Source organism: Mucilaginibacter conchicola (assembly GCF_003432115.1).
GTDB lineage: Bacteria > Bacteroidota > Bacteroidia > Sphingobacteriales > Sphingobacteriaceae > Mucilaginibacter > Mucilaginibacter conchicola.
The window spans coordinates 18,109-39,761 of sequence record NZ_QWDC01000004.1 but is presented as its reverse complement, the minus strand read 5'-3'; the positions used below and the strand labels follow the sequence as shown (position 1 = coordinate 39,761).

Genomic DNA, 21,653 nt, shown 5'->3' with positions numbered 1-21,653 from the left:
CGTAGTCTTTTGGTCGTTTCGGGATGATCGTTCGGCGCGGGCAAGACCTTAGCTGCCTTTTTTACCGTTTCTGGCGAAAACAGCAGGTGCAGGCTGGTCTGATCTCCATGACCGGATCTGAAAGACTTAAGCAAAAGAGATCGCGCGGGATAGGAAAACGAAGTCGCCAAAGACATGAGGGCCCAGCTCTGCCCTTCGTCGATCCTTTTTTTAAGAAACTAATAATTTTTTTTTCGCGCTGATAATCAACTCTCTCCGTTCCCCCTCGCATTTTTTTTATGCGGCCTTGTTGCTTTCATCACCCGGGCCCCGTTTAGCGAAGAAAAAAACAAGAACATGAAACTTAAAAAAGTTACTCCGAAAGTACTCTTCGCTGCATTAGGCTTAATGATCGGCAGCACCCTATTGACCAGCTGCGGTAAAGACAACAATTCACCGGCGCCGGTTCCGGCAATAGCGAATCTTGCCTTATACCATGCGTCACCGGGCTCACCTGAGCTGACATTCAGGATCAACGGATCTGCCAACCAGCTAAAAGATTTCACTTACAGCAAATTCCTTCCGTATGTGAATATCCAGGAAGGAAACTATGAGTTTTCTTTCACGAAAAAAGATGCAACAGATGTCCTGTCAAAACTATCTACCAGCATCAAAAAAGATAAGTTCTACACTTTACATGTGACTGATGTGACCAGCAAACAAACCATCGTCGTGACCGAAGATGACCTGACCGCTCCGGCTGCCGACAAAGCGAAGATCAGGTTCGTGAACTTAAGCCCTGATGCAGGCGCACTTGATGTAACGATCTCAGGTAAGACCGACCCATTGTTCAAAAACGCAGCGTTCAAATCAGCATCGACCTTTGCAGCTGCCGATCCGGGTGCTGAGGTAACTTTCCAGGTGACCGAAACGACCAAAACCACGGTACTGGCAAAAGTTGAAAAAGTGAAGATCGAAAAAGGAAAGATCTATACGATCTATGCCAATGGCCTTAAAGCGGCGACCGATGCTACCAAGCTGAGCGTAAACGTTGTGACCAACAAATAAATTCCACTATCATCCCGCAAGCCGCACGCCTTAACAGGGTGCGGCTTTTTACAGATGAGAGCAGCTGCGTTGACCCTGAATTTCCTTATACCAAAGAGAACGGCAAATAAAAAAATGCCGTTTGCAGCGGTATTGGTTTCATGCAGGGCCGGCGACGTTTCGGCCCAGGAGTTCATTTATAAAGAGTTTTACGGTTACTTACTGGCCGTCACCCGCCGTTATATGAACGACGAGACCCAACTCGAGGAACTCGTCAACGACGCATTTCTTAAAATCTTTAATAACCTTGACAGGTTCGTTTTCCCGGCACAAGATGTTGAACTGATAAAAGCTTTCAAGGGCTGGATCAGCAGGATCGCCTCCCGTACCGTCATTGACCACCTAAGGATCGGAAAGAACCGGATGCTCTCGCATGAGATCAGTGATCAAGATTTTGAAACACCTTCCCAGGAAATGGATGTCAACCTACACGTGGCGGACATTCTTAAACTACTGGAGCATTTGCCTCCGGTGCATCGTGTCGTATTTAATATGTTCGAGATCGAAGGTTTCAGCCACCAGGAGATCGCCGAGCAATTAAAATTCACACCTAATCATAGCAGGACTTATCTGGGGAGGGCAAAATCACAGCTCAGAGCGCTCTACCAGCAAAATTTTTTATTTCCGGCAAGATGAAAAAAGACCTTTTCGAACATATCAAAAACGAGTTGACCACCTACGAAGCTGGTTATCGTGAAGGTGCATGGGAGGAATTCGTCAGCGCCAAAAAAAGGAGAGGAACGGCAAGCTATCGGCGGCTGGCCGCGGCCGCGCTGCTCATATTCGTGCTGGGCGTGCTTTATAAAATGTATCATGCAGAGAAAGGAGATCCACGTGAAGAAGTTGTTGCCGTTCAAAAGTTTGTAGCCCCGGTTCTCCAAACTGACAGAAATAGCAGCCCGGGCCACGGGGAGCAAGACGCTGCAAACAAAACGCGAAACGTAGGCATATCAGGCCACGTCAGCGGGAAGGGTCACAGAAGGGCCGCTGATCTGGGAAAACCTGCCATGGTATTTCCTGAAAGTATACATCGACCTGAAGTCGTTGGGGAAATTAACATACGCCACGCAGGCTTAAGGGACAGCTCATTTGAGACAAGTGGTTATATGGCACAAAACATCCTGTCACGGGACGATTCGAGGAAAAACACGTCACCTTCTGCAGGGAAAAGATGGAGTTTCAGTTTTGGTGCCGGCTCCGGGCTTGACAATCGCGGCAAGAGCAACGGGACGGCAGGCATCGACATCAATTATGCACTGTCCGAACGGGTATCTTTAGGATCCGGAATCTATTATTTAGGAGCAGGCTCAGAAATACGTTCCTCCATGATGCCGACTGCAGCAGATCCGGAAAAAAGGCTTACACGCGGCGTCGCCGATCTCCGTGGTCTGAATATACCGCTTAGGCTGAACTACCGGTTGACATCCAATGTATATGCTCATGCCGGTGTTTCCGTGTTGCCGGTGATCAACCAGAACAGAACGCTGGAATTCACAGAATCAAAATCTGTCGTCAACACATTTGTCGACGAGAATGGTCGCGAGCATACCGAGACGATCAATATCCAGGAAGTGACGGAAGCCGTTTTGACAAACCAAGAACTTAAAAAGGACAGGTTTGTCGCTTTCTATGACCTTTCTATAGGCCTGCAGGTATTCCGATACAAGCAACACCCGGTAATTATTGAACCCTTCGTAAAGGTCCCCGTAACCCGTTATGCAGACCAGCGCTTCAATCTTTTGCAAAGCGGATTACAAGTGAAGATCGGTTTTTAATTTCGTGTAAACATCCTCCCTTTCAACCCGGTCATTCAGCACATCTAAAACAAACACCCCAATACAAACTTGCATTGAGGTGTCCGAAACTGTGATTGATACCGTTTAATTCTTTAAAAATGCATTTGCTGCGATAACGAATTCTTCATGGTATTGAAAAAAAGAAGCATGTCCGGCATCGCTGTAGACGATCAGTTTTGCATTAGGAAGGCTTTTGGCCAGATTCCTTGCATTAACGACCGGTAAAGGAATATCCTCTTCGCCCTGCGCGATCAGAACCGGCTGGCTAACTTTTTTGAGTTCATCTAATGCACCCGGGGCAGGCTGCGCCCAGCCCAGGACCGCCTTTAACTCAGCACCACCAGCTTCCGGACTCAATGGTGCGTCACGATCAACGGTTCGCTTTAATGTACGTGCCCAGGCTGCCTTGCCTGCAGCAATGCTGTTGTCAGATGAAGTGAATGCAAATTTCAGAAAACTTTCTTCAGCACTTAAACCGGCCGATGCGGCGAGCAGGTTGGGCAAATTGCTGAGACCAACCGCACCTTTGGGACCGGTTCCGGTAAGGATAAGCTTATTGACAAGGCCGGGCTCGGTCAGTATGATCTGCTGTGAAATAAAACTCCCCATGGAAAATCCCATCAGGTTCACTTTTTCATATCCCATCGCTTTTATGAATTTTACTGCCCCCTTTGCCATGTCAGCGATATTGTCAGCGGTTTTACCGGTTGAAGAACCAACGCCTTCAATATCGAACAGGATCACTTTGCTTTGCTGCGCCAGGCCATTGGTAACGGCAGGATCCCAGTCGTCCATGGAACTTCCAAGTGAAGCAACAAGTACCAGCGGTATGCCGGGTTTTTCGCCAAGGGTTCTGTAAGCGAATTTCACATTATCAACCTGCGCAAACTTCGTCTGAGCAGTCTGGTGATAGTCGATATTGTTTTCAACCGGTTCCGTCTGGTCGTGGTTCTTTTTGCAGGACATCATCGCAAGGCCGAGAAAACATAATAAGCTGATTTTTTTCATAGTGTTTGTTTCTTGATGTCTCAAAACTAATATCAGGACGGGTCTGGAAACAGTATTTTAAAGCCGAGCCGGGCAAATCCGTGGCTGAGGCAGGCATTCCCAAGCGGGAATGGACGACATTGAAATTGCCTAAAACCGGACAAATTCACGCGATCAGCTCCAATGATCATTTTCACGGCTGCTAGCAGGCACCTTATCGTCAAAGTCCCCGGAAGGATTAAAACTTACCATGATCCTTGTTCCAATATTCGAGTCAACGGATATCTCGCCATCAATATCATTACATAAGCCATTCATCAGGTCCATTCCCAGGGATTGGACCGAACGGTGTTTGAAATGAGACGGCAAGCCAACACCGTTGTCTGCGATCGTCAGTACCATCTCCTCTTCGAACCAGTAAAAAAGTATTGAGATGCGACCGGGTCTCCCTTCAGGAAATGCATATTTTACAGCATTGGTAACCGCTTCATTGATGATCAGTCCAAGTGGGATTGCGTAGCCTGCATTCAGAGAAACCGAAGCGATATCGAGCTCAAAACCTATCTGCTCCGACAAATCAAAACTTTTTTCCAGGTTCCTGATCAATTCCGGTATATACTCCGCCATATCGATCGTTTTAACGTCCTCTGAACGGTACAATTTCTGATGAATGAGCGACATGGCGAATATGCGGTTCTGGCTGGTCTCGATCGCTTTCAGCGCGTCGTCCTTCAGGAACCTGGCCTGCGATTCCAGCAAACAGATCACGGTGTGGAGGTTGTTCTTCACCCGATGATGAACCTCCTTGAGCAACCACTCTTTCTCTTTTAGAAAACGCTCGAGAACTTGATTTTTACCCTGAATAAGGTTACTGTTCTTTTTAGAAACTTGCGTTTGCCTGTACAATAGCATCATGATAATGATCAACATCAAAAATCCGGCAATCAGCAGATTTCGCATGTCCCCGGCACTTTTCAAACTCAATTGCTGTAATTTGTCCTTAGCCTGCAATTCATTAATATTTTTATTTTTCTGTTCGGTATCAAAAACGACCTGTAATTCCTGTACTTTTTTGCTTTTTTCAATATTGAAAATACTGTCTTTGAGTTTATCCCGCTTTAAAAGAAATGAAATCGCCTGCTGATAATTGTGAGTCGCTGAGTCTGCTCTGAACAGCGCCTGATAGACATCTTTTAAAAAGACAACGGATTCGTCCTTTCTAAAAAACTCCAGCGCTTTCAATAAATTTTGTTTCGCAAGATGATTTTGCTTGGTCTCGAGATAAAAAGCACCCAGACTCTGGTACGAAATCCCTTTCACATTCAAAGAAAAATAATTCGAGTCAACGGTCACGAGCCTGATCATTTCAAAAAAGCTTTCCCTGGCAAGCTGGTATTTTTTTAACATTTGGTAGCAATTGCCAATTTGCCAGGAATATTGCCATTTTGAATTAAGGTCAAACTTTGCATATTCTTCAGGCTTTACTTTCAGGAAACTCAGGCCCTCTTTCACTTTATTCAAATCCAGCATTCGCTTTACCACATTCGTTTTTGCGTAGACGATGACCCATGGCCGCTCTTTAGTTTTTACAACCTGACGATAAGCCTTCCACGACCATTCCAAACTTTCCGGCAAATTATTTAGTGTTTTATGTATTGCGGATATACGGGAATAGAACTCGTAAGCGTAGGAGGAGTCACGGGCCTGGCGCATTGCTTCAATAGCCTTGAGCCCATAAATCATTGCTTTGTGATAATTTGCATCGCTGAAATATACCCTGCTTAAAAGGTCATAAGCATACATCAAATTATTGACCGAAGCCTTTCTTTGGGGATCTATGATTTGAAGTATTTCTTTTTCGGCGAGGTAATTGTTCCCCTGCTCAAAATTAAGCTGAGCTATATTCCTGATGATGTCGATGGCATTTTGATTATCGTTTAATTTTACAGCCAACGCCAGAGCCTTTTGGAAGCAGTCTATTTGATATGATTTGGACCTCTTTTCAGAGCCCGCATTCAAGCCTAGTGCCTGCCAGGCACGGCATTCATTCGCCATATCACCGGTTTTTCTACAGCGTTCTGTAATTGGGAGAAAAAGGGATTCAACATTGAGCTTCTGGTCCCTGTCATACTTATTCTGCGCATCCAGAATATCGATATGGTTAGTGAACTTTTGTACATTAAATTTTACATTCAACTGCTTCGCTTCTTTCAAGATAAAAGCGATCGTATCCATCCGTTCGGCTTGCGGAGGCATATACGTATAAGCTTCTGCAAGCTTTAACAATGTCGATAATCTTGCCGTATCTCGCGGCATTTTCCTCAGCCTGTTATATAATTGCTGAGGGGTTTCTTCCACTTCCTGAGCCCTTAAAGCTGACGAAGCAACAACAAACAGTACTGTGATCAAAAATTTATATTTCATAATTAAGATTGGGTTCCGGCGCTTCGAAATACCGAGCAGAGTGGGGCTCTCCACCAATCCTGTCCCCCCCGATCATTACAGATAATTATTACGTTGCGGTTTTATTAAGGTCCTTCGAATGTTATCTCACCGATTTTCCATCCAGGCGAGGAAGCTGTGTGACTTTTCTTTGTTGATCAGCAACTTTTCCGATGTTTCGATAGTGAGTTTAACGTAAAGTTTACGCATAAAATAATGTTCAACTTCATTTATCGCCCTAAAATTGATCAGATATTGCCTGTTCAGCCGAAAAAACTGCTTTGCGGACACTGCACCGGCAACCTGGTCCAGTGACTGGTTGATGGCGTATTCCTGTTTATTAAAACACATGATCGACGTGCTTTCGTTCCGGATATAGAAATAGGCGATATCCTCGGTTTGAATGGTAGCGTATTTGTTGTTTTTGAAAACCAAAAAAGTTGTTTTCCCTTCCGGTACACTGAATCTCCCCAGTAATTCTCCCAGATCAGGAACGCCTTTCTGCTGGAAAAAATTCTTCAGTTCGTCCACCTTTGTAAGCGCATTTTGGATGTCGTCTTTCGAAAAAGGTTTCAAAACATAATCAACGCCATTGCTTTTGAAGGCATCGAGTGAATACTCATCATAAGCTGTACAAAATACTACCGGGCAGGTGATCTTCACTTCTTTGAATATCTCAAAAGAAAGGCCGTCGGCCAATTGTATATCCATGAAGATAAGATCAGGTTGCCCATTTGCAGACAAAGCAGCAACGGAGCTTTCAACACTTTGATAGCGCCCGGTAATATTTGCTCCGGGCCGGAGGCTAATGATCATATTTTCCAAAGACTTTGCGGTCTTTAATTCGTCTTCAATGATGATGATGTTCATTTATGATTGGCAGTTTAATTTGAAATAATTTACCGTCATTGTTAATCTCGATCTCACGCTCGATCAAGTGCTGATACCGCAATTGTATATTGTTTAATCCCACACCCAGCGAACCGGCTTCTGACTTTTTTAGTCTGATAAGATTTTCCAGGATGATCTTCTGTCCCTCAGCATATAGACTGAGGTGCAAGGGGTTGTCAAGCGAAACCACGTTATGTTTGATACAATTCTCGACGAGCAATTGCAGCGTGAACGGGGGTATCAGTGTTTTCAATACCTCGTCAGGGAGATCCTCATGAAAAGTAAAACCTCCCTCGAACCTTGCATTTTGCAAAAAAAGATATGCTTTTAAGATCTCCATTTCTTCATGAACGTGGATTAGGTCAAGCTTTCTGCTTTCCAAGGTGTAGCGATAAAAATTCGATAATTTTAATATGAAATCAATCGCATCTGGATCTTGGGTCTCCACCATGGCCCTTAGGGTATTGAGGCTATTAAATAGAAAATGCGGGTTAACCTGCTGCTTCAGAAGTTCATATTGGGCGCCCAGGTTATCGTTCTTTATCCGTTCCAGCTCCATGCTGACCGTCTGATTTTCATAATTCTGCTGCACGAGATGCAAGAACATATAAAAGACCAGATTGATAAGTATGCCGCGAACCTCTACCATGAGCATTACAGGCCCGAAATTGATGTGGGATAATATGAGTTGCTGTATCCAGGCCAGCCCAAGCATCACAATAAGGCCAAAAAGCAGACTTTTGTAAAGTCTCGAATAAGATATCGATTGTGAAGGCTTATGTTTTGAACCACGGCTCAGCATGTAGATGTTAAAGTACCACATAACCAGCGCAAATGCCGCTGTTATAGCAGCGTTTACCGCAGCCTCCGCAGGGTTGAAATGCATCGCGGCGATCTGGGGAACAGATGATAGAAGCCCGATAAATATCGAACTTCCCCAGATCACGGAAGGTGCTATCCTGATATTTTTTTGCGATACCTTATAATTCATAAATTATCATCTAAAAGTTTTGAGGACGACCGCCTAACGCGACCAACTATCAAAAATACAATTGTGCATGCCTTATTATTCATTAATCGGGTGAAACGGACAAAGTCGCCGGCAAACAGGACAATATTCACAACGAATATAACAAAGCAAATTTGGAGAATTAACTTTTATTAAACAATTTTGTTGAATAAAATTGTTTAATAAAAGTGATGACTACCTTAATATCATTCTATGAGCATTCGCATCAACACAATAATTTACGAGCATCCGGATAAATCGAGTTTATTCGGCCCGTTAAGCCTGAGTATCGCAAACGGAGAGAAGACCGCTCTTATTGGAAACAATGGTGTTGGAAAATCAACACTATTAAAGATAGTTGCGGGTAATTTATTGCCATCTGCCGGCGAGGTTCAAACCAATGAAATCTCATGGTTCGTTCCACAGCATCTTGGCGAGTACGATAGTTTGACCATTGCAGAAGTACTTAAGGCAGATAAAAAGCTTCGCGCGATCGAGCTGATCACAGAAGGAAGTTCCGACCTTTCTTTGTATGACGAGCTGGAAGATGACTGGGAGATCGAAACAAAGGTAAGGACCGCTCTTAATGAATGGGGACTCAAACATTTAGGCTTTGAACAGCGTCTGAATGAGCTAAGCGGTGGCGAGAAAACCAAAGTTTTTCTGGCCGGCATCAGCATCTGGCAACCCGCCGTGATCGTTCTGGACGAACCCACCAACCATCTTGATGCGTCAGGGAGATCAGCAGTCTATAAACTCATCGAATCAAGCCCGGCCACCATACTAATGGTTAGTCACGACCGCACGCTTTTGAACAGCATTACGAAGACGATCGAAATGACCCGTGTTGGTTTGGAGGTTTTTGGCGGCAACTATGAGTTTTACCGGTTACAGAAAGAAAACAAGGTCACCGCACTTCAGTCGCAACTGGACGAACGGGCAAAAACACTAAAACAAACGCAGCAAAAAGCAAGGGAACTGACAGAACAGCGGCAAAGGAAAGAATCACGTGGCAGGTCATTGGGTCAGAGCAATTCGTTACCGCGGATCATTTCAGGCGGCCTCAAGAGCAAAGCGGAGCAAAGCACAGCCAAACTGATGGATACCCATCAGGAGAAGAACGCAGGGTTGATCAGTGATATTCAGGAACTCCGCTCACAGATACAGCAGAACCAGGTGCTAAGGATTGACATTGGGTCGCCTGCGCTGCATGAAGGTAAATTATTGATCGACGCCGAAGCATTAAATTATAGTTATAACGATATACATCTTTGGGAATTACCGTTATCATTCCAGATACGTTCCGGTGAACGTATTCAACTTTCCGGAGATAATGGTACGGGGAAATCGACACTGATCGGTTTAATTACAGGAAAAATGTTACCATCATCAGGTAGTTTGATACTACAGGAATTTAATTTTTTACATCTTGACCAAGATTACTCGATGATCAGGCCCGCTCGCTCCGTTTACGAACAGCTTAGTGGGTATAACGCCCGCAATCTGGAGGAGCATGAACTAAAGTCCTTGCTCATCTATTCTCAATTTCCGAAAGAAAGCTGGGACAGGAAATGCGGGAACTTGAGCGGTGGTGAAAAAATGAAATTAGCGCTTTGCTGCCTCTCGGTCCTGGATCAAGCTCCGGATATGTTGATACTGGATGAGCCCAGCAATAATTTAGACATACAAAGTCTCGAAACCCTTACGGCATCACTCAATATCTATAAGGGAACAATGCTTGTTGTATCTCACGATAAAGCATTTATTGACGGGATGAAAATAAATAAACATATTCACTTAAAACGTTCATAAATGCCTTTAAAAGATACAGGGACAGAGCAACTGATCAAAGATACCACCAAACGGATGTTGTTTGGAGAAGGAAAACTATTTGCTACCACCCAGGAAATAGCAGACGCAGCAGGGATCAACCGTTCTGCTGTACATTACTATTACCGAACCCGCGATCAGTTGATCATGCAGGTTTTCCAGGAATCGATGATCGCCCTAAGCAACAGGCTGGACGATGCCATGGGTTCATCCGCTTCATTTGAAGAGAAGGTGACCGAGATCATAGATATTTATTTAAAAGAAATGATGTCTTTTCCTTATGAGGAGACTTTTATGGTCACGGAATTAAATAAAGCCGGACAACAACTTGTTGCGGAAATCAAAGCGGGCCCTGTACAAATTTTTCTGGAAGAAGTGGAGGCAGAGATCAGTGCCGGTCGGATCGAAAAAATGAGCCCTGTCAATTTCCTGATGAACCTTTTTGCTCTTTTGTCCTATCCGATCATGATGGCTCCGCTGTACCGGCAGTTTTTCCAAATCGCGAAAGAGGACTTTGACCAGATCATCCAAGAGCGAAAAGAGTTAGTGCTGCGCTTAGTATTGAAAAGGCCATAGGCGGTTCCAGACACTAACAAAAAAGGAGAAGCAACCTTCTCCCCTTTTGTTGTCCTGGTCGAGAGATGATAAGACCCAATTATCTGATAAGGTTGATCTGGACGTTTATATTTCCGCGTGTAGCTTTTGAGTAAGGACAGGTCTGGTGTGCTTTTTCAATTACTTTGCGTGCATCGTCATCGCTTAAACCTGGTAATGATACATTAAGGCGGGCTTGCAGGGCAAAACCTTCGCTACCTAAAGCCAGGTCCACTTCAGCATTAACTGCAAGGTCATCCGGCAGGGCGATCTGCAAAGTCGAGGCATTGTGGCGCATTGCACCTATGAAACAAGCAGACCAGCCTGCTGCAAAAAGCTGCTCAGGGTTAGTACCATCACCCGGAGTACCTGGACTTGTTAATTTGACATCTAAATGCCCGTCGGTGCTTTTCGCAGAGCCATCTCTGCCACCGGTGATATGTACCTTACCGGTATAAAGTACTTTATCAATTGCTGAACCGTTGCCGTTTGATTCGAAAATTTGTTGGTTTCCCATGATATTGTTTTATATTAATGTTTAATTGTATGAAGCAGATCGTTCTATCGTCTGCTGATTTATTAACGTAAATTATTTAGATGCTAATTTATCCGCTTCTATGATGGCATCGGCAAAGGCCTGTGGTGCTTCCTGCGGCAGGTTGTGCCCTATCCCACCAGTTATAGTATGGTGGACATATTTTGATTTGAAACGTACCGCATAATCTTCGGGCTTGGGATGAGGTGCGCCATTCGCGTCACCTTCCAGCGTAATAGCCGGTACGTCGATTGATGGTGCCTGCGCTAAGTTCTTCTCTATGTCATCAAACTTTTTTTCTCCCTCAGCAAGGCCAAGGCGCCACTTATAATTGTGAATGACAATGGCTACATGATCCGGGTTGCTGAAAGATGCCGCGGACCTGTCAAAAGTTGCATCGTCAAATTTCCATTGCGGTGAAGCAGTCTGCCAGATCAACTTTGCAAAATCATGCGTGTAGGCCGCATAACCCTGGCGGCCACGTTCGGTGGAAAAGTAAAACTGGTACCACCACGATAATTCTGCTTTTGGTGGCAGAGGCTTCTTATTACCTTCCTGGCTGCCAATCAGGTATCCGCTCACAGAAACCAGCGCTTTGCAGCGTGCCGGCCAAAGCGCAGCAACGATATCCGCCGTGCGGGCACCCCAGTCAAAGCCACCGATGATAGCACTTTTTACCTTCAATGCATCCATAAAATCGATAATATCCTGCGCAATCACTGCTTGCTGGCCATTTCTTGGAGTAGCGGCAGATAGGAAACTGGTGCTACCATGCCCCCTTAGATGTGGGATAAGAACGCGGTAACCTTTAGCTACCAGAATTGGTGCGACATCCGCGAAGGCATGAATGTCATAAGGCCAGCCATGTAATAATATTACAACTGGTCCATTTTTGGGGCCTTCGTCAGCATAACCTATATCTAATTGACCGGTCTTAACCTGTTTAATGCTAAACGATTTCAGATCGGTCCGGGCATGCCTCAAGGAATTATTATTATGATCGATCTCCTTCGCCTGAACTGATCCGAGGCCAATGAATTTTGAAACTGCAACACCCATGGCGGCTACACCCAGGAATTTGCGTCGGTTAAATGTGTTTGTGCGTTTCATGATTTCCTATCTTGTTAAATTACCACTGCCGTTATTTGCGGCTATTGAAACGAATATCAAACAAGAACAAAAATTTACGAACCACAATCCGTGCGAAACGGACAATTACCTGTTTTAACCAGACAAAAAGGATTGTGAATTACAGGCCCGTTACCAAGGGAGAATATAATAACCAGGCATAGAGCCCGGCCATCATATTACAAAGTTATTACTTGTTTATTTCTGCGGACCCTCTTTCGCCTCATCGGCGAGGTCCCTTCTCAGGCGTTCGCGGTGTTCTTTGCCCCATTGGATCATTTCCAGTATAATGCTGCCGAAGGACAAACAGTAATCGGTCTCTGAATATTCGACTGTTACGGGTATGGTCGGTGTTACTGTGCGTTTAATCAGGCGATTAATCTCCATGTCTTTTAATTCGCGGGAGAGCATCCGGGTCGTAATTCCCGGGATACTCCGTTCTATCTCACGAAAGCGACGGTTGCCGTTACAAATCGAATTGATGATTAACAACCGCCATTTACCTCCGATAACATACATCGTGTCCTGGAGTGCCTGAACCTCTTCCTTGTGATTTCGCGGGTCCGAAAGCACAAGACTTGCTCTTTTTAACTGCTCTTCATTCATTATAATAATAAAATTACCAATTCGAATTGAAATATTCTGACAAGATGCCGGGTTCTGCCATACGGGTCGCCCGATCCTTGACAATATACTAAATAATAAAAACTGCCCCACGGGAAATTCTCCCGGGAGGCAGTAACAATAAACCCTAACTTCAAAAACAAAGCCGATGGTTTGCCGTCTTAAAAGGTCGGCGCCCCTTTAAAATATCTACTGTGTCAAACAGGGTTGTTGCCTTACAAACTCATACCACCGTCAATTACGATCTCGGCACCGGTAATGAACGTTGCTGATTCTCCTGAGAAGAATGATACCAGTTTAGCTACATCTTCTGCGGTACCAATTTTTCTCAACGGAATTCGTGAGATCATATAATCATCCAAACCTTTGCGGCTGGCATCATCTAATCCTAATTTGTTCAGAATTTCCGTTTGCGTTGGGCCCGGGCTAACAGAATTTACACGAATTTTACGTGGTGCCAATTCTACGGCGGCGATTTTCATGATTGCATTAAGAGCAGCTTTGCTTGATGAATAAATTGAAGCATTTGCGGCGTTCATGCTGGCTACGTTCGATGAAAGGAAAACCACAGAAGCGCCATCATTTAAGATAGGGATGAAGCGGCTCAAAGTGAAAAATGCGCCTTTGAAATTTACATCCATTACATAATCAAAATCAGCTTCGGTAGCACCTTCAATGCCGGCACCGCCTAATACACCTGCATTAATAAACAGGATATCCAGTTTACCAAATTTATCCGCAACCTGAGCCGCTAATTTTTCGATATCGGCAACCGAACCCTGATCTGCGATCATACCGGTTACGCCAAGTTCCTCAACAGCTTTATTGACTGCCTCTTCACGACGGCCAGTTATGATAACATCAGCGCCTTGCGCTTTTAATTCTATTGCAGCGGCATAACCTATGCCACTATTGCCACCTGTTACCAGGGCTTTTTTTCCATTTAAATTTGCCATTTTCTTTTTAATTTTTTGTTGGGACAAATGTAAAACACATCTGATATAATTTTTATATCAGTATCATCGATGATACCAGTATCTCCAGTGTTATTGACATTACTTTAACAATTTGAAAGTACCGCGGATACCCTCAATAAATGCCGCGGGATTCTCCCAGGGACCAAAATGTCCGCCGTTCTGAAATGCTTTGGCATAGACGATGTTAAACTGTTGTGCAAGGGGTCCGTCTTTCAGCATCGCTACACGATTTTCTACGGTAGCGAATGGCGGATAGACCTCTCCTACCAATAATGAAAAACCTGCAGGAACTTCCACCGCAGGCGTCCTGTCATGAGACGGTTTCCAGGGATATCTGTTCGCATTTGAATACACCCTTATCGAACTGCCGATCGCCTGATTGACCCAGTAGATCATTGCGAATGTAATCACATCGTCTTTTGTATAAAGGTCAGCGAAATCAGCGTTCTTGTCACTCCATTTTTTCCAGCGCTGTAATATCCAGGCCAGCATTCCAATCGGTGAATCATTAAGGGAATGGGTCAGTGTCTGGGCATCGAGCATATGCACGGCGACATGAGATGCGAAGGTTTTTTGGAAATGAATGATCTCGTCGCGTACCTCATCCGGGAGGCCGGCAGGTACGAGGTTGCCTTCAGTAAGGTCCCATGGTCTCTCGCTTTGAAAGATCGTTAACGGCATTTCGTGACCCAGGTGTATGCCGATCACCTCATTTGCATATTTATGCCCCAGTTGAGCGGTTACCAGCATACCGTAATCGCTTCCTGCAGCTGCGTATTTGTCGTAGCCCAATACATCCGTCATCAGCGTGTGCCACAGATCTGCGATCTTCCAGAAATTCAGGTCAGGTCGGCTGACCGGAGTGGAAAACCCAAAGCCCGGCAGGGATGGTATGATGACATCGAAAGATTGCTCAGGATCGCCTCCATGGGCTGCAGGATCGGTGAGCGGTCCAATCAATTTGCTCCACATCCAGTAGCTCCATGGCCAACCATGTGAGAGGATAATCGGGGTTGGGTTAGGCCCTTTCCCTTTTTCATAGATAAAGTGAACCGGCTGTCCGTCCACATCGATGCGGTATTGACTGACCGCATTGAGACCTTTCTCTGCGCTTCGCCAGTCATAACTATTTAACCAATGGTCTCCGTATTCTTTGAGAAAAGATGTGCTTAAACCGTAATATTCATCTTCATTATTTAAATCCTGCGCCCAGCGCGTATCTGTTAATCGGCGACGGAGGTCTTGTAGAACCTCATCTGCCACGTTAATCGTAAAAGGTGTTAATTCCGTTTTCATAATCTATCTAATAAGTAAAGTCTAATTTGATTCTCGTCTGTACAAGCCCTGCGATCGACCACTCGCCGTCGACCTTTATAAATTCCACATGATAGTGACCAAAGCCGTGCATTGACTTAAATTGTTGCTCGCCCGCATCAGGCTTTTCGTGAGCCTGCTGATCCTCTGGCCTGATCAGATAGTCTTCCATAGCAAAGACACCATTTACATGATCATCCGATTGAATATCAACCTCATAGGAAAACAGATGGTGAATAGCTGTGGCGTTTCCGACACTTTCCCATATCGTTTGAAAAATCTGGTCGCGGCCAACCATGGTCAAAATGGGTAAGCCTTCAACATTTAAGGGCGTGAACGTACCATCCGGAACAAACAGTCCTGCTAATTTTTCCCATTCCTTGTTATCCGCATGGCGGACATATCTGGCCATCAGATCTCTGATATCATCCTTGGTCTTCAGCTCTTTTAAGGTTTTCGTGTTCATGGTTTTAGATCTATGGATTTATTGATGTTGGTTAAGTTTCTTATGATTTCGCCTTTCATTACATTTCATTTTCTTCTCCGTTTCACCTCACATTCTTCCTGAAATTCCCGGATTCCATTCGTGGTTTAAGCATTAGCGAAAATGCCAGCATAGTTCCTGCGACCGTGATAAGGAAATAATAAGAGGTAGTGAAACTTCCACAAAAATCCCGCAGGATCCCGACTGCCAGCGGGCCTGCTGATGCTACAACGTAACCGATCAGCAATGTAAATGCTGTCCAGGCATTTGTTTCCTCTGCGTGGCTTGTGTTATCCAAAGGAAGCGTCATACCAAGAGTAAAAGTCCCGGCGAGTCCAAAGGCGATCATGAATACGATGGCTGAGGGGAAAAATTCAGGCAGGAAAGTCAGGCTTAGTAGTCCCTCCAGTGTAAGGATGGAACAACCTGCCAACCACGCACGTCGGTCACTCTTCCGTGACAAACTGCTGACCAGAGGTGTCCCGATAATGAGCGCAGAGGTAAGGTAACCCAACACACTGTCAGCACTCGCCTTTGGCGCACCCGATTCCATCAGCATTCCGGGAAGCCAGGCCAGTAATGCGTAAAAAAGCAGGTTATTGCATGCGAAGAAGACGGCGATCTTCCATGCCTGCAGTTCTTTCCAGGGAAGTGCAGCGCGCGGGGCCACCAACTCGGTAGTCATCGTATCAGTGTTCCTTGATTGCCTGCTGAGTATATACCATGAGACCGTCCCGACAAAACATATCAGCGAATAAATGCCGACAGCGAATCGCCAGCTTCCTGAATAAGCTGCGAGGGGCGCTGTCAAAAACGCAGACAAAGTACTTCCTATTGCAAGTGATGTTGTATAAACACCCATCACCATCGCTGCTTTCTGAGGAAAAGTACCTTTAATAAAGCCCGACAAAAGAGCCCCTGTTACCGCGATGCCGGCGCCTACTCCTGCGGTTGTCAATAGCAGTGTCAGCACATTAGGAGAAAATGCCCTTGCAACTGTAGAAACAGATAAAACGGCCATGGCGAAAACGATCGGTCTGTCCCTGCCAAACTTCCGGGATAACCAAGGGCTTACCAAAGCCATTGCACCCATCAACAGGTCCGGGATCGTCGTCAGCAAACTTGCAACCGTATGGGACAGTTGAAATGTCCTGGAGATCATTGGCAGTACAGGCCCCACGGATACCAGTGAGGGACGCAGGGCAAGCGACACTAAAACAAGGCTGATCAATCCCAGGGTTGTATGCTGTTTTCTCAAAGATTTTGTTTCGCGTTCATTGGCGACGTCCGGTGACGCGCAAAAAGTAGTTTCCATAATATGATACTTAGAATGATCAGCCCTGTTATTTTATTTGGCGAGCGGACGCAGTGTTTTAAATGCTTTACGCACTTCCTCTGTGAAAAGCTGAGGCTCTTCCCAGGCTGCGAAATGCCCGCCTTTGTTAACCTCGTTAAAATAGATCAGGTTATGATACGCTTTGGTCGCCCAGTTCTTCGGAGCTTTGTAAATTTCGCCCGGGAAAACGGTAACCGCCACCGGAAGGTTCAGATCAACCGCGTTGAAATTGTTGGAATGATCTTCCCAGTAGATCCTTGCAGAAGAAGCACCGGTATTTGTTAACCAATAGAGAGAGATATCATCAAGCATTTCATCTTTGGTCAGGGATTTTTCGGGATCGCCACCAGAATAGGTCCAGCCGGCAAATTCGTCATATATCCAGGCCGCCTGTCCTACAGGATTATCAGAAAGGCTATAACCTATCGTTTGTGGGCGGGTAACCATCATACCAGAATAGCCTGTGCTGTTCCTGTAAAATTTATCAAGGGTGTTGTAGGCTTCAAGCTCATCTGCCGCAAGACCTTCCGGCGCTTTTTCACCGGCCGTTAATGCCTTAGCAATGTTGGCAGGTACGGTGGCAGGCATGTTTACGTGTATGCCAATAAGGCCCTTTTCTTTATTTTTTGCCATGCGCTGCGAGATCACCGAGCCGCAGTCCCCGCCTTGGGAAACATATTTCTTGTACCCCAAACGTGACATCAATTCATCCCAGGCGTGCCCGATATGATCTGAATCCCAACCTGTTGACGTTGGTTTACCAGAAAAACCGAAGCCAGGTATCGAGGGGATCACCAGGTCAAAGGCATCTTCTGCTTTTCCGCCAAATGCGGTCGGGTCGGTAAGCGGGCCAATGGTTTTTAAAAGTTCAAAAACAGAGCCCGGCCAGCCATGTGTCATGATCAATGGCAACGCATTTTTGTGTTTAGATTTTACATAAATAAAGTGGATGTCCAATCCATCAATGTTGGTGATAAACTGGGGGTAAGCATTCAGTTTGGCTTCAGCTTTTCGCCAGTCGTAGTCGGTTGCCCAATAGCTGGCAAGGGCTTTTAACTTTTCTGTTTTAACACCCTGAGATGCATCTACAACAGTTTCCTTTGCCGGCCAGCGTGTTTCTGCAATTCTTTTGCGCATATCTGCAATTGCTTCATCCGAGATATGAACCTTAAAGGGACGGATACTTTGATCATTGTTATTTGCCGGAGAACCGCTTTTTGACTGTTCGTTTTGTGAGAAGCCGCTTAAGCTAAACAGCAACATAAAGCTGCATAGCGCTGTGCTTTTTAAGACTTTGTTGAAGATTTTCATTTGGTTAAGATTATTGTTTTTGATTTATTTGATATACCAAAAGTATTTTCAGAGAGCATTAAACAACATTGCCAAATGGGTTAAGTGGACTTTTTCGTCCTTGTATCGGGCAATCTCAGTGGCGAACGGGCAATGGGAAAAAACAGGAAGAAGAGGCCACGGTTAGGCCATCACTGCATCTAAGCGTACCGTGTAATTTGTAAATCCGGATAGTCGCTGTCGACAGTTATATTCCGGCAATCTTTAATGGCAGAGATTGCCGGCACAACTGTTAAAAACTGGTTTTTAGCTTTAAATATCTAAGTTTTAAGAAACGACTGTGTTCAATGGGAGGTTATTTCTTAAATGAGTAACAAGGTTTTTAAGGAAATTTATTTGATCGATGATAAAGATATCGACAGGCAGATATCTTCACTTCTTTTAAAAAAATACAACAAAAACTTTGTGGTTCATTCTATACAGAGTGGGCGGGTCGCGATAGAAAAATTAACTTTAGCAGTGAATCTCAATTCGAAATTATTGCCGGATCACATTTTTTTGGATATAGATATGCCGGATATGGATGGATGGCAATTTCTTTCGGAGTATAAGCGGTTGGGGTTTGACAAATCAAAGAAGACCGAAATATTCATTTTGTCTGGCATCTTTAATAGCGAGGATGTACGCAGATCACATTCTGAATCCATGGTTAAAGCTGTTATTTGCAAACCCCTTACGCTTGAGGATATCAGGAAGGTTTTAAGTCCCGAGTAATAACGTGTTATTTTGACTGCAAAATCCATGAAAAAGAAAATACTTGTGATAGAAGATGATGCGGACGTCCTCGAGATCACATCAGCTGTATTGAAAGCAGCTGAATTTGAGGTTGTCAGGTCAGAGGGAACGAATAATGTCATAGATTTGGTAGAAAGGCACCACCCCGACCTGGTGCTAACAGACTACATGCTACCCGGACTTTCCGGCGGCCAGATCTGTACCCTGATCAAACAAAACAAAGGCACATCAAAATTACCGGTAATACTGATGTCTGCTTATAAAAAAGAAGCGATTGCGCTTGGCAACTTTAGTTTTGACGCATACGTTAAAAAGCCATTTGACATTAATTATCTTGTTTCTGTTATACGGAGATATATAAATTAATGTCGATAAGCATATTATTCCTGGCTTTAAACTATCAACTTGTAAAGGCTGCTCAGGCATTTTAAGTTGTTGTGTGCATTATATTAAACGCTTTTTTTGTATTGTTAAACTGAATAAGCCATTTCGGCAAAGCATCCCATCAGCTATCATTTAAATGCCTGATATAACCTATGTAACCAATTACGAAGCATCCATCAGACCTTTGATATTAGAAAATGATTAATTTTAGATTATCAAATCACCACTGCACTGAATGCGACCGGATGAAAATCTTACAGACGACTTTGCTCTTGCAGCGCTGCTCAGATCCGGCGATGAACTGGCTTTTAGCTCCCTTTACGATCGTTACTGGTCAAAAATTTACCTCGCAGCACGCAATAGGATGGGCAACAAGGCCGATGCTGAAGAATTGGTACAGGACCTTTTTTATAAGCTGTGGAAACGCAGGGCCGTTTTCGAACTCACTAAAGGGTTTGACAATTATTTCGCGGTTGCCGTTAAATACGAGATAATTAACCGACTGGCGAAGCGATCGAGAGCAACGGTATTGGAACGTGAACTTGGCCGCAGACTTTCTGATATTGACGAGTCCACGATTCAGGCACTTGATTATAGTGAATTGCAGGAACGGTATAACCTGGTGATCAATCAACTTCCTGAACGATGTCAGCTTGTATTCAGACTGCAGCAGGAACGCGGGATGTCGCAGAGTCAAATCGCGGAGGAAATGAGCATATCTATAAAAACAGTTGAAAATCAATTACTTAAAGCAAGAAAAAGTTTAAGAAAACAATTTGGGGGTCTTTTGCCCCTGCTTCTGCTCTGACGTTGATAGAGAACTTTCTGCCAGAGGCGAATGTCATCCTTATTTGAGGTCCTCCGGTTTAGCCGGTTGGCAGCATAGGAACTAACCAAAAAAAACTATATAACGTAGGGGTTTTTTGCCGGCCATTTGACTATGTAATAAATGGCTACATATAATCCATGAACTTTCCAGATAAAAGAATACAGGAGCTTGCACGTAAACTGGCCGCCGGCAATTTTACAGAAGCAGAGAGGCGAGCCTTTGAGCAATGGTATGCATCGCATAACGACACCTACCTTGAAGAAGAAAGTGACGAGACTGTTGAGGTACTTAAAGCGCGTATTTTTCAAAATATCAAAAGCAGGCAGGCAGCCGAGAGTACAGCATTCCGGTTAAGGAAGGCCAGGCGCCTTGCGGGTATCGCTGCATCTCTGCTGATCTTCGTTGTAATAGGGATCTGGCTGATCGGGAAAAGAACCAATCCGTCAGATAACATAAATGCAGCAGTCAAAATCATTCCGGGAGGAAATAAAGCTATTCTGACGCTCGGCAACGGCAAAACGATAGTGTTAGATAGCGCTACCGAAGGAAGGCTGGCCACAACTTCAGGTGCGTTGGTTATTAAAACGGCGGAAGGACATCTGGCCTATAAGTCCAATACTCCAAGCGTTGTACAAGGCGAAAAGAATAAGATCTCAACCCCAAGGGGCGGGCAGTATTGGGTCAACTTGGCGGATGGCTCCCGGGTTTTGCTTAACGCGGCTTCAACGCTGACCTATTCTGTTTCCATGAATGAACCGATTAGAGAGGTGGAACTCAGCGGCGAAGCTTATTTTGAGGTTAGGCATAACGCCAAACGGCCTTTCCGCGTGAAGGTCGCAGGCTCGGTCATAGAAGATATCGGAACAACTTTTCTTGTGAACTCATATAATGACGAGCCTGCGATTACCGCCACATTATTAGAGGGCGGCATAAGCGTTTCCGGAACGCTAAATCCTAATAATTTCTATCAGCTAAAACCTGGGCAACAAGCCTCTGTGGTTGCTGGTTCAGTAAGCATTACTGAAGCCGATACCGAGCAGGCGGCGGCATGGAAAGAGGGATATTTTATGTTCGGCGGCGAAACCATAGAGGCGGTTATGCGAAAAATTGCCCGTTGGTATGATATCGAAGTTATTTATGAAGGTGCGCTACCGACAGACCGTTTTGGCGGCACCATCAGCCGTTTCGAATCTTTTAAACAGGTGCTTCATAAGCTCGAACTAACCGGCCGCGTCCACTTTACGATCGAAGGAAGGAGGGTGATCGTGAAAGAATAAACTAAACCTTTAACTGTGCCTGGAAACAAGGCAGGTTGTGCGCTA

21 protein-coding genes are annotated in these 21,653 nt (G+C 44.9%); 9 read left to right on the top strand and 12 right to left on the bottom strand.

The features are described 5' to 3' along the window. Positions 1-336 precede the first annotated feature (336 nt). Genes D0C36_RS20870 through D0C36_RS20860 form a run of 3 tightly spaced genes read left to right on the top strand, consistent with a single transcriptional unit; the run spans position 337 to position 2,861 of the window. Positions 337-1,047, top strand: a complete 711-nt coding sequence (locus D0C36_RS20870; RefSeq protein WP_117393666.1) for a DUF4397 domain-containing protein — start codon at positions 337-339, stop codon at positions 1,045-1,047. A 54-nt stretch (positions 1,048-1,101) separates the two neighbouring features. Further along, positions 1,102-1,722, top strand: a complete 621-nt coding sequence (locus tag D0C36_RS20865) for an RNA polymerase sigma factor (RefSeq protein WP_233524544.1) — start codon at positions 1,102-1,104, stop codon at positions 1,720-1,722. Continuing rightward, positions 1,719-2,861 (top strand): hypothetical protein, encoded by a 1,143-nt coding sequence (locus D0C36_RS20860; protein ID WP_117393665.1) that lies wholly within the window; start codon positions 1,719-1,721, stop codon positions 2,859-2,861. Before D0C36_RS20865 ends, D0C36_RS20860 begins: the two co-directional genes overlap by 4 nt. 105 nt (positions 2,862-2,966) lie before the next feature. On the opposite strand, the gene D0C36_RS20855 is transcribed toward D0C36_RS20860, so the two are convergent. The 4 genes from D0C36_RS20855 to D0C36_RS20840 form a co-directional block, all read right to left on the bottom strand. Further along, positions 2,967-3,890, bottom strand: coding sequence for an alpha/beta fold hydrolase (locus D0C36_RS20855; RefSeq protein WP_117393664.1), 924 nt, complete (start codon positions 3,888-3,890; stop codon positions 2,967-2,969). Positions 3,891-4,043: 153 nt separating this feature from the next. After that, entirely contained in the window at positions 4,044-6,293 is a 2,250-nt protein-coding gene (locus D0C36_RS20850) for a sensor histidine kinase (RefSeq protein ID WP_117393663.1), read from the bottom strand. Positions 6,294-6,419: 126 nt separating this feature from the next. Beyond that, positions 6,420-7,181 (bottom strand): LytR/AlgR family response regulator transcription factor, encoded by a 762-nt coding sequence (locus D0C36_RS20845; RefSeq protein ID WP_117393662.1) that lies wholly within the window; start codon positions 7,179-7,181, stop codon positions 6,420-6,422. Continuing rightward, positions 7,162-8,193, bottom strand: coding sequence for a sensor histidine kinase (locus D0C36_RS20840; RefSeq protein WP_117393661.1), 1,032 nt, complete (start codon positions 8,191-8,193; stop codon positions 7,162-7,164). Before D0C36_RS20840 ends, D0C36_RS20845 begins: the two co-directional genes overlap by 20 nt. A 231-nt stretch (positions 8,194-8,424) precedes the next feature. Between D0C36_RS20840 and D0C36_RS20835 the strand changes: the two genes are divergently transcribed. After that, positions 8,425-10,023, top strand: coding sequence for an ABC-F family ATP-binding cassette domain-containing protein (locus D0C36_RS20835; RefSeq protein ID WP_117393660.1), 1,599 nt, complete (start codon positions 8,425-8,427; stop codon positions 10,021-10,023). Continuing rightward, entirely contained in the window at positions 10,024-10,617 is a 594-nt protein-coding gene (locus D0C36_RS20830; protein WP_117393659.1) for a TetR/AcrR family transcriptional regulator, read from the top strand. Positions 10,618-10,696: 79 nt separating this feature from the next. Here D0C36_RS20830 and D0C36_RS20825 read toward each other — a convergent pair whose 3' ends face one another. The 8 genes from D0C36_RS20825 to D0C36_RS20790 form a co-directional block, all read right to left on the bottom strand. After that, the gene (locus D0C36_RS20825) at positions 10,697-11,152 is read right to left on the bottom strand and encodes an organic hydroperoxide resistance protein (protein ID WP_117393658.1); all 456 of its coding nucleotides are present in this window, start codon (positions 11,150-11,152) and stop codon (positions 10,697-10,699) included. A gap of 72 nt (positions 11,153-11,224) precedes the next feature. Beyond that, positions 11,225-12,280, bottom strand: coding sequence for an alpha/beta fold hydrolase (locus D0C36_RS20820; protein ID WP_117393657.1), 1,056 nt, complete (start codon positions 12,278-12,280; stop codon positions 11,225-11,227). Positions 12,281-12,496: 216 nt separating this feature from the next. Beyond that, on the bottom strand, positions 12,497-12,904 hold the full coding sequence (locus D0C36_RS20815; RefSeq protein WP_117393656.1) for a winged helix-turn-helix transcriptional regulator: 408 nt from the start codon (positions 12,902-12,904) through the stop codon (positions 12,497-12,499). A 233-nt stretch (positions 12,905-13,137) separates the two neighbouring features. Continuing rightward, on the bottom strand, positions 13,138-13,878 hold the full coding sequence (locus D0C36_RS20810; RefSeq protein WP_117393655.1) for an SDR family oxidoreductase: 741 nt from the start codon (positions 13,876-13,878) through the stop codon (positions 13,138-13,140). Between the two features lie 99 nt (positions 13,879-13,977). Next, positions 13,978-15,195, bottom strand: coding sequence for an epoxide hydrolase family protein (locus D0C36_RS20805; RefSeq protein ID WP_117393654.1), 1,218 nt, complete (start codon positions 15,193-15,195; stop codon positions 13,978-13,980). A gap of 7 nt (positions 15,196-15,202) precedes the next feature. Continuing rightward, positions 15,203-15,679: a nuclear transport factor 2 family protein gene (locus D0C36_RS20800; RefSeq protein ID WP_117393653.1), complete on the bottom strand. Its 477-nt coding sequence runs from the start codon at positions 15,677-15,679 to the stop codon at positions 15,203-15,205. Between the two features lie 82 nt (positions 15,680-15,761). Next, positions 15,762-17,012 carry an MFS transporter gene (locus D0C36_RS20795; RefSeq protein ID WP_117393652.1) on the bottom strand — a complete coding sequence of 417 codons (1,251 nt, stop codon included), beginning with the start codon at positions 17,010-17,012 and terminating at the stop codon, positions 15,762-15,764. A gap of 33 nt (positions 17,013-17,045) precedes the next feature. Next, positions 17,046-18,344 carry an epoxide hydrolase family protein gene (locus D0C36_RS20790; protein ID WP_199502106.1) on the bottom strand — a complete coding sequence of 433 codons (1,299 nt, stop codon included), beginning with the start codon at positions 18,342-18,344 and terminating at the stop codon, positions 17,046-17,048. Positions 18,345-18,719: 375 nt separating this feature from the next. Here D0C36_RS20790 and D0C36_RS20785 point away from each other — a divergent pair, with 375 nt between their 5' ends. The 4 genes from D0C36_RS20785 to D0C36_RS20770 all read left to right on the top strand — a co-directional run bounded on the left by D0C36_RS20785 (position 18,720) and on the right by D0C36_RS20770 (position 21,608). Then, positions 18,720-19,097: a response regulator gene (locus tag D0C36_RS20785; protein WP_158557168.1), complete on the top strand. Its 378-nt coding sequence runs from the start codon at positions 18,720-18,722 to the stop codon at positions 19,095-19,097. A 27-nt stretch (positions 19,098-19,124) separates the two neighbouring features. Further along, complete coding sequence (locus D0C36_RS20780; RefSeq protein ID WP_117393650.1) at positions 19,125-19,484, top strand: response regulator; 360 nt, start codon at positions 19,125-19,127, stop codon at positions 19,482-19,484. Between the two features lie 253 nt (positions 19,485-19,737). After that, the gene (locus D0C36_RS20775; protein ID WP_117393649.1) at positions 19,738-20,310 is read left to right on the top strand and encodes an RNA polymerase sigma factor; all 573 of its coding nucleotides are present in this window, start codon (positions 19,738-19,740) and stop codon (positions 20,308-20,310) included. 158 nt (positions 20,311-20,468) lie between these two features. Continuing rightward, positions 20,469-21,608, top strand: a complete 1,140-nt coding sequence (locus D0C36_RS20770) for a FecR family protein (RefSeq protein ID WP_117393648.1) — start codon at positions 20,469-20,471, stop codon at positions 21,606-21,608. Positions 21,609-21,653: the final 45 nt, after the last annotated feature.

What these genes read in the sequence shown, in the direction of transcription:
- D0C36_RS20870 (WP_117393666.1), top strand. Translation starts at nt 337, where the DNA reads ATGAAACTTAAAAAAGTTACTCCGAAAGTACTCTTCGCTGCATTAGGC.
- D0C36_RS20865 (WP_233524544.1), top strand. Translation starts at nt 1,102, where the DNA reads ATGAGAGCAGCTGCGTTGACCCTGAATTTCCTTATACCAAAGAGAACG.
- D0C36_RS20860 (WP_117393665.1), top strand. Translation starts at nt 1,719, where the DNA reads ATGAAAAAAGACCTTTTCGAACATATCAAAAACGAGTTGACCACCTAC.
- D0C36_RS20855 (WP_117393664.1), bottom strand. Translation starts at nt 3,890, where the DNA reads ATGAAAAAAATCAGCTTATTATGTTTTCTCGGCCTTGCGATGATGTCC.
- D0C36_RS20850 (WP_117393663.1), bottom strand. Translation starts at nt 6,293, where the DNA reads ATGAAATATAAATTTTTGATCACAGTACTGTTTGTTGTTGCTTCGTCA.
- D0C36_RS20845 (WP_117393662.1), bottom strand. Translation starts at nt 7,181, where the DNA reads ATGAACATCATCATCATTGAAGACGAATTAAAGACCGCAAAGTCTTTG.
- D0C36_RS20840 (WP_117393661.1), bottom strand. Translation starts at nt 8,193, where the DNA reads ATGAATTATAAGGTATCGCAAAAAAATATCAGGATAGCACCTTCCGTG.
- D0C36_RS20835 (WP_117393660.1), top strand. Translation starts at nt 8,425, where the DNA reads ATGAGCATTCGCATCAACACAATAATTTACGAGCATCCGGATAAATCG.
- D0C36_RS20830 (WP_117393659.1), top strand. Translation starts at nt 10,024, where the DNA reads ATGCCTTTAAAAGATACAGGGACAGAGCAACTGATCAAAGATACCACC.
- D0C36_RS20825 (WP_117393658.1), bottom strand. Translation starts at nt 11,152, where the DNA reads ATGGGAAACCAACAAATTTTCGAATCAAACGGCAACGGTTCAGCAATT.
- D0C36_RS20820 (WP_117393657.1), bottom strand. Translation starts at nt 12,280, where the DNA reads ATGAAACGCACAAACACATTTAACCGACGCAAATTCCTGGGTGTAGCC.
- D0C36_RS20815 (WP_117393656.1), bottom strand. Translation starts at nt 12,904, where the DNA reads ATGAATGAAGAGCAGTTAAAAAGAGCAAGTCTTGTGCTTTCGGACCCG.
- D0C36_RS20810 (WP_117393655.1), bottom strand. Translation starts at nt 13,878, where the DNA reads ATGGCAAATTTAAATGGAAAAAAAGCCCTGGTAACAGGTGGCAATAGT.
- D0C36_RS20805 (WP_117393654.1), bottom strand. Translation starts at nt 15,195, where the DNA reads ATGAAAACGGAATTAACACCTTTTACGATTAACGTGGCAGATGAGGTT.
- D0C36_RS20800 (WP_117393653.1), bottom strand. Translation starts at nt 15,679, where the DNA reads ATGAACACGAAAACCTTAAAAGAGCTGAAGACCAAGGATGATATCAGA.
- D0C36_RS20795 (WP_117393652.1), bottom strand. Translation starts at nt 17,012, where the DNA reads ATGGAAACTACTTTTTGCGCGTCACCGGACGTCGCCAATGAACGCGAA.
- D0C36_RS20790 (WP_199502106.1), bottom strand. Translation starts at nt 18,344, where the DNA reads ATGAAAATCTTCAACAAAGTCTTAAAAAGCACAGCGCTATGCAGCTTT.
- D0C36_RS20780 (WP_117393650.1), top strand. Translation starts at nt 19,125, where the DNA reads ATGAAAAAGAAAATACTTGTGATAGAAGATGATGCGGACGTCCTCGAG.
- D0C36_RS20775 (WP_117393649.1), top strand. Translation starts at nt 19,738, where the DNA reads ATGCGACCGGATGAAAATCTTACAGACGACTTTGCTCTTGCAGCGCTG.
- D0C36_RS20770 (WP_117393648.1), top strand. Translation starts at nt 20,469, where the DNA reads ATGAACTTTCCAGATAAAAGAATACAGGAGCTTGCACGTAAACTGGCC.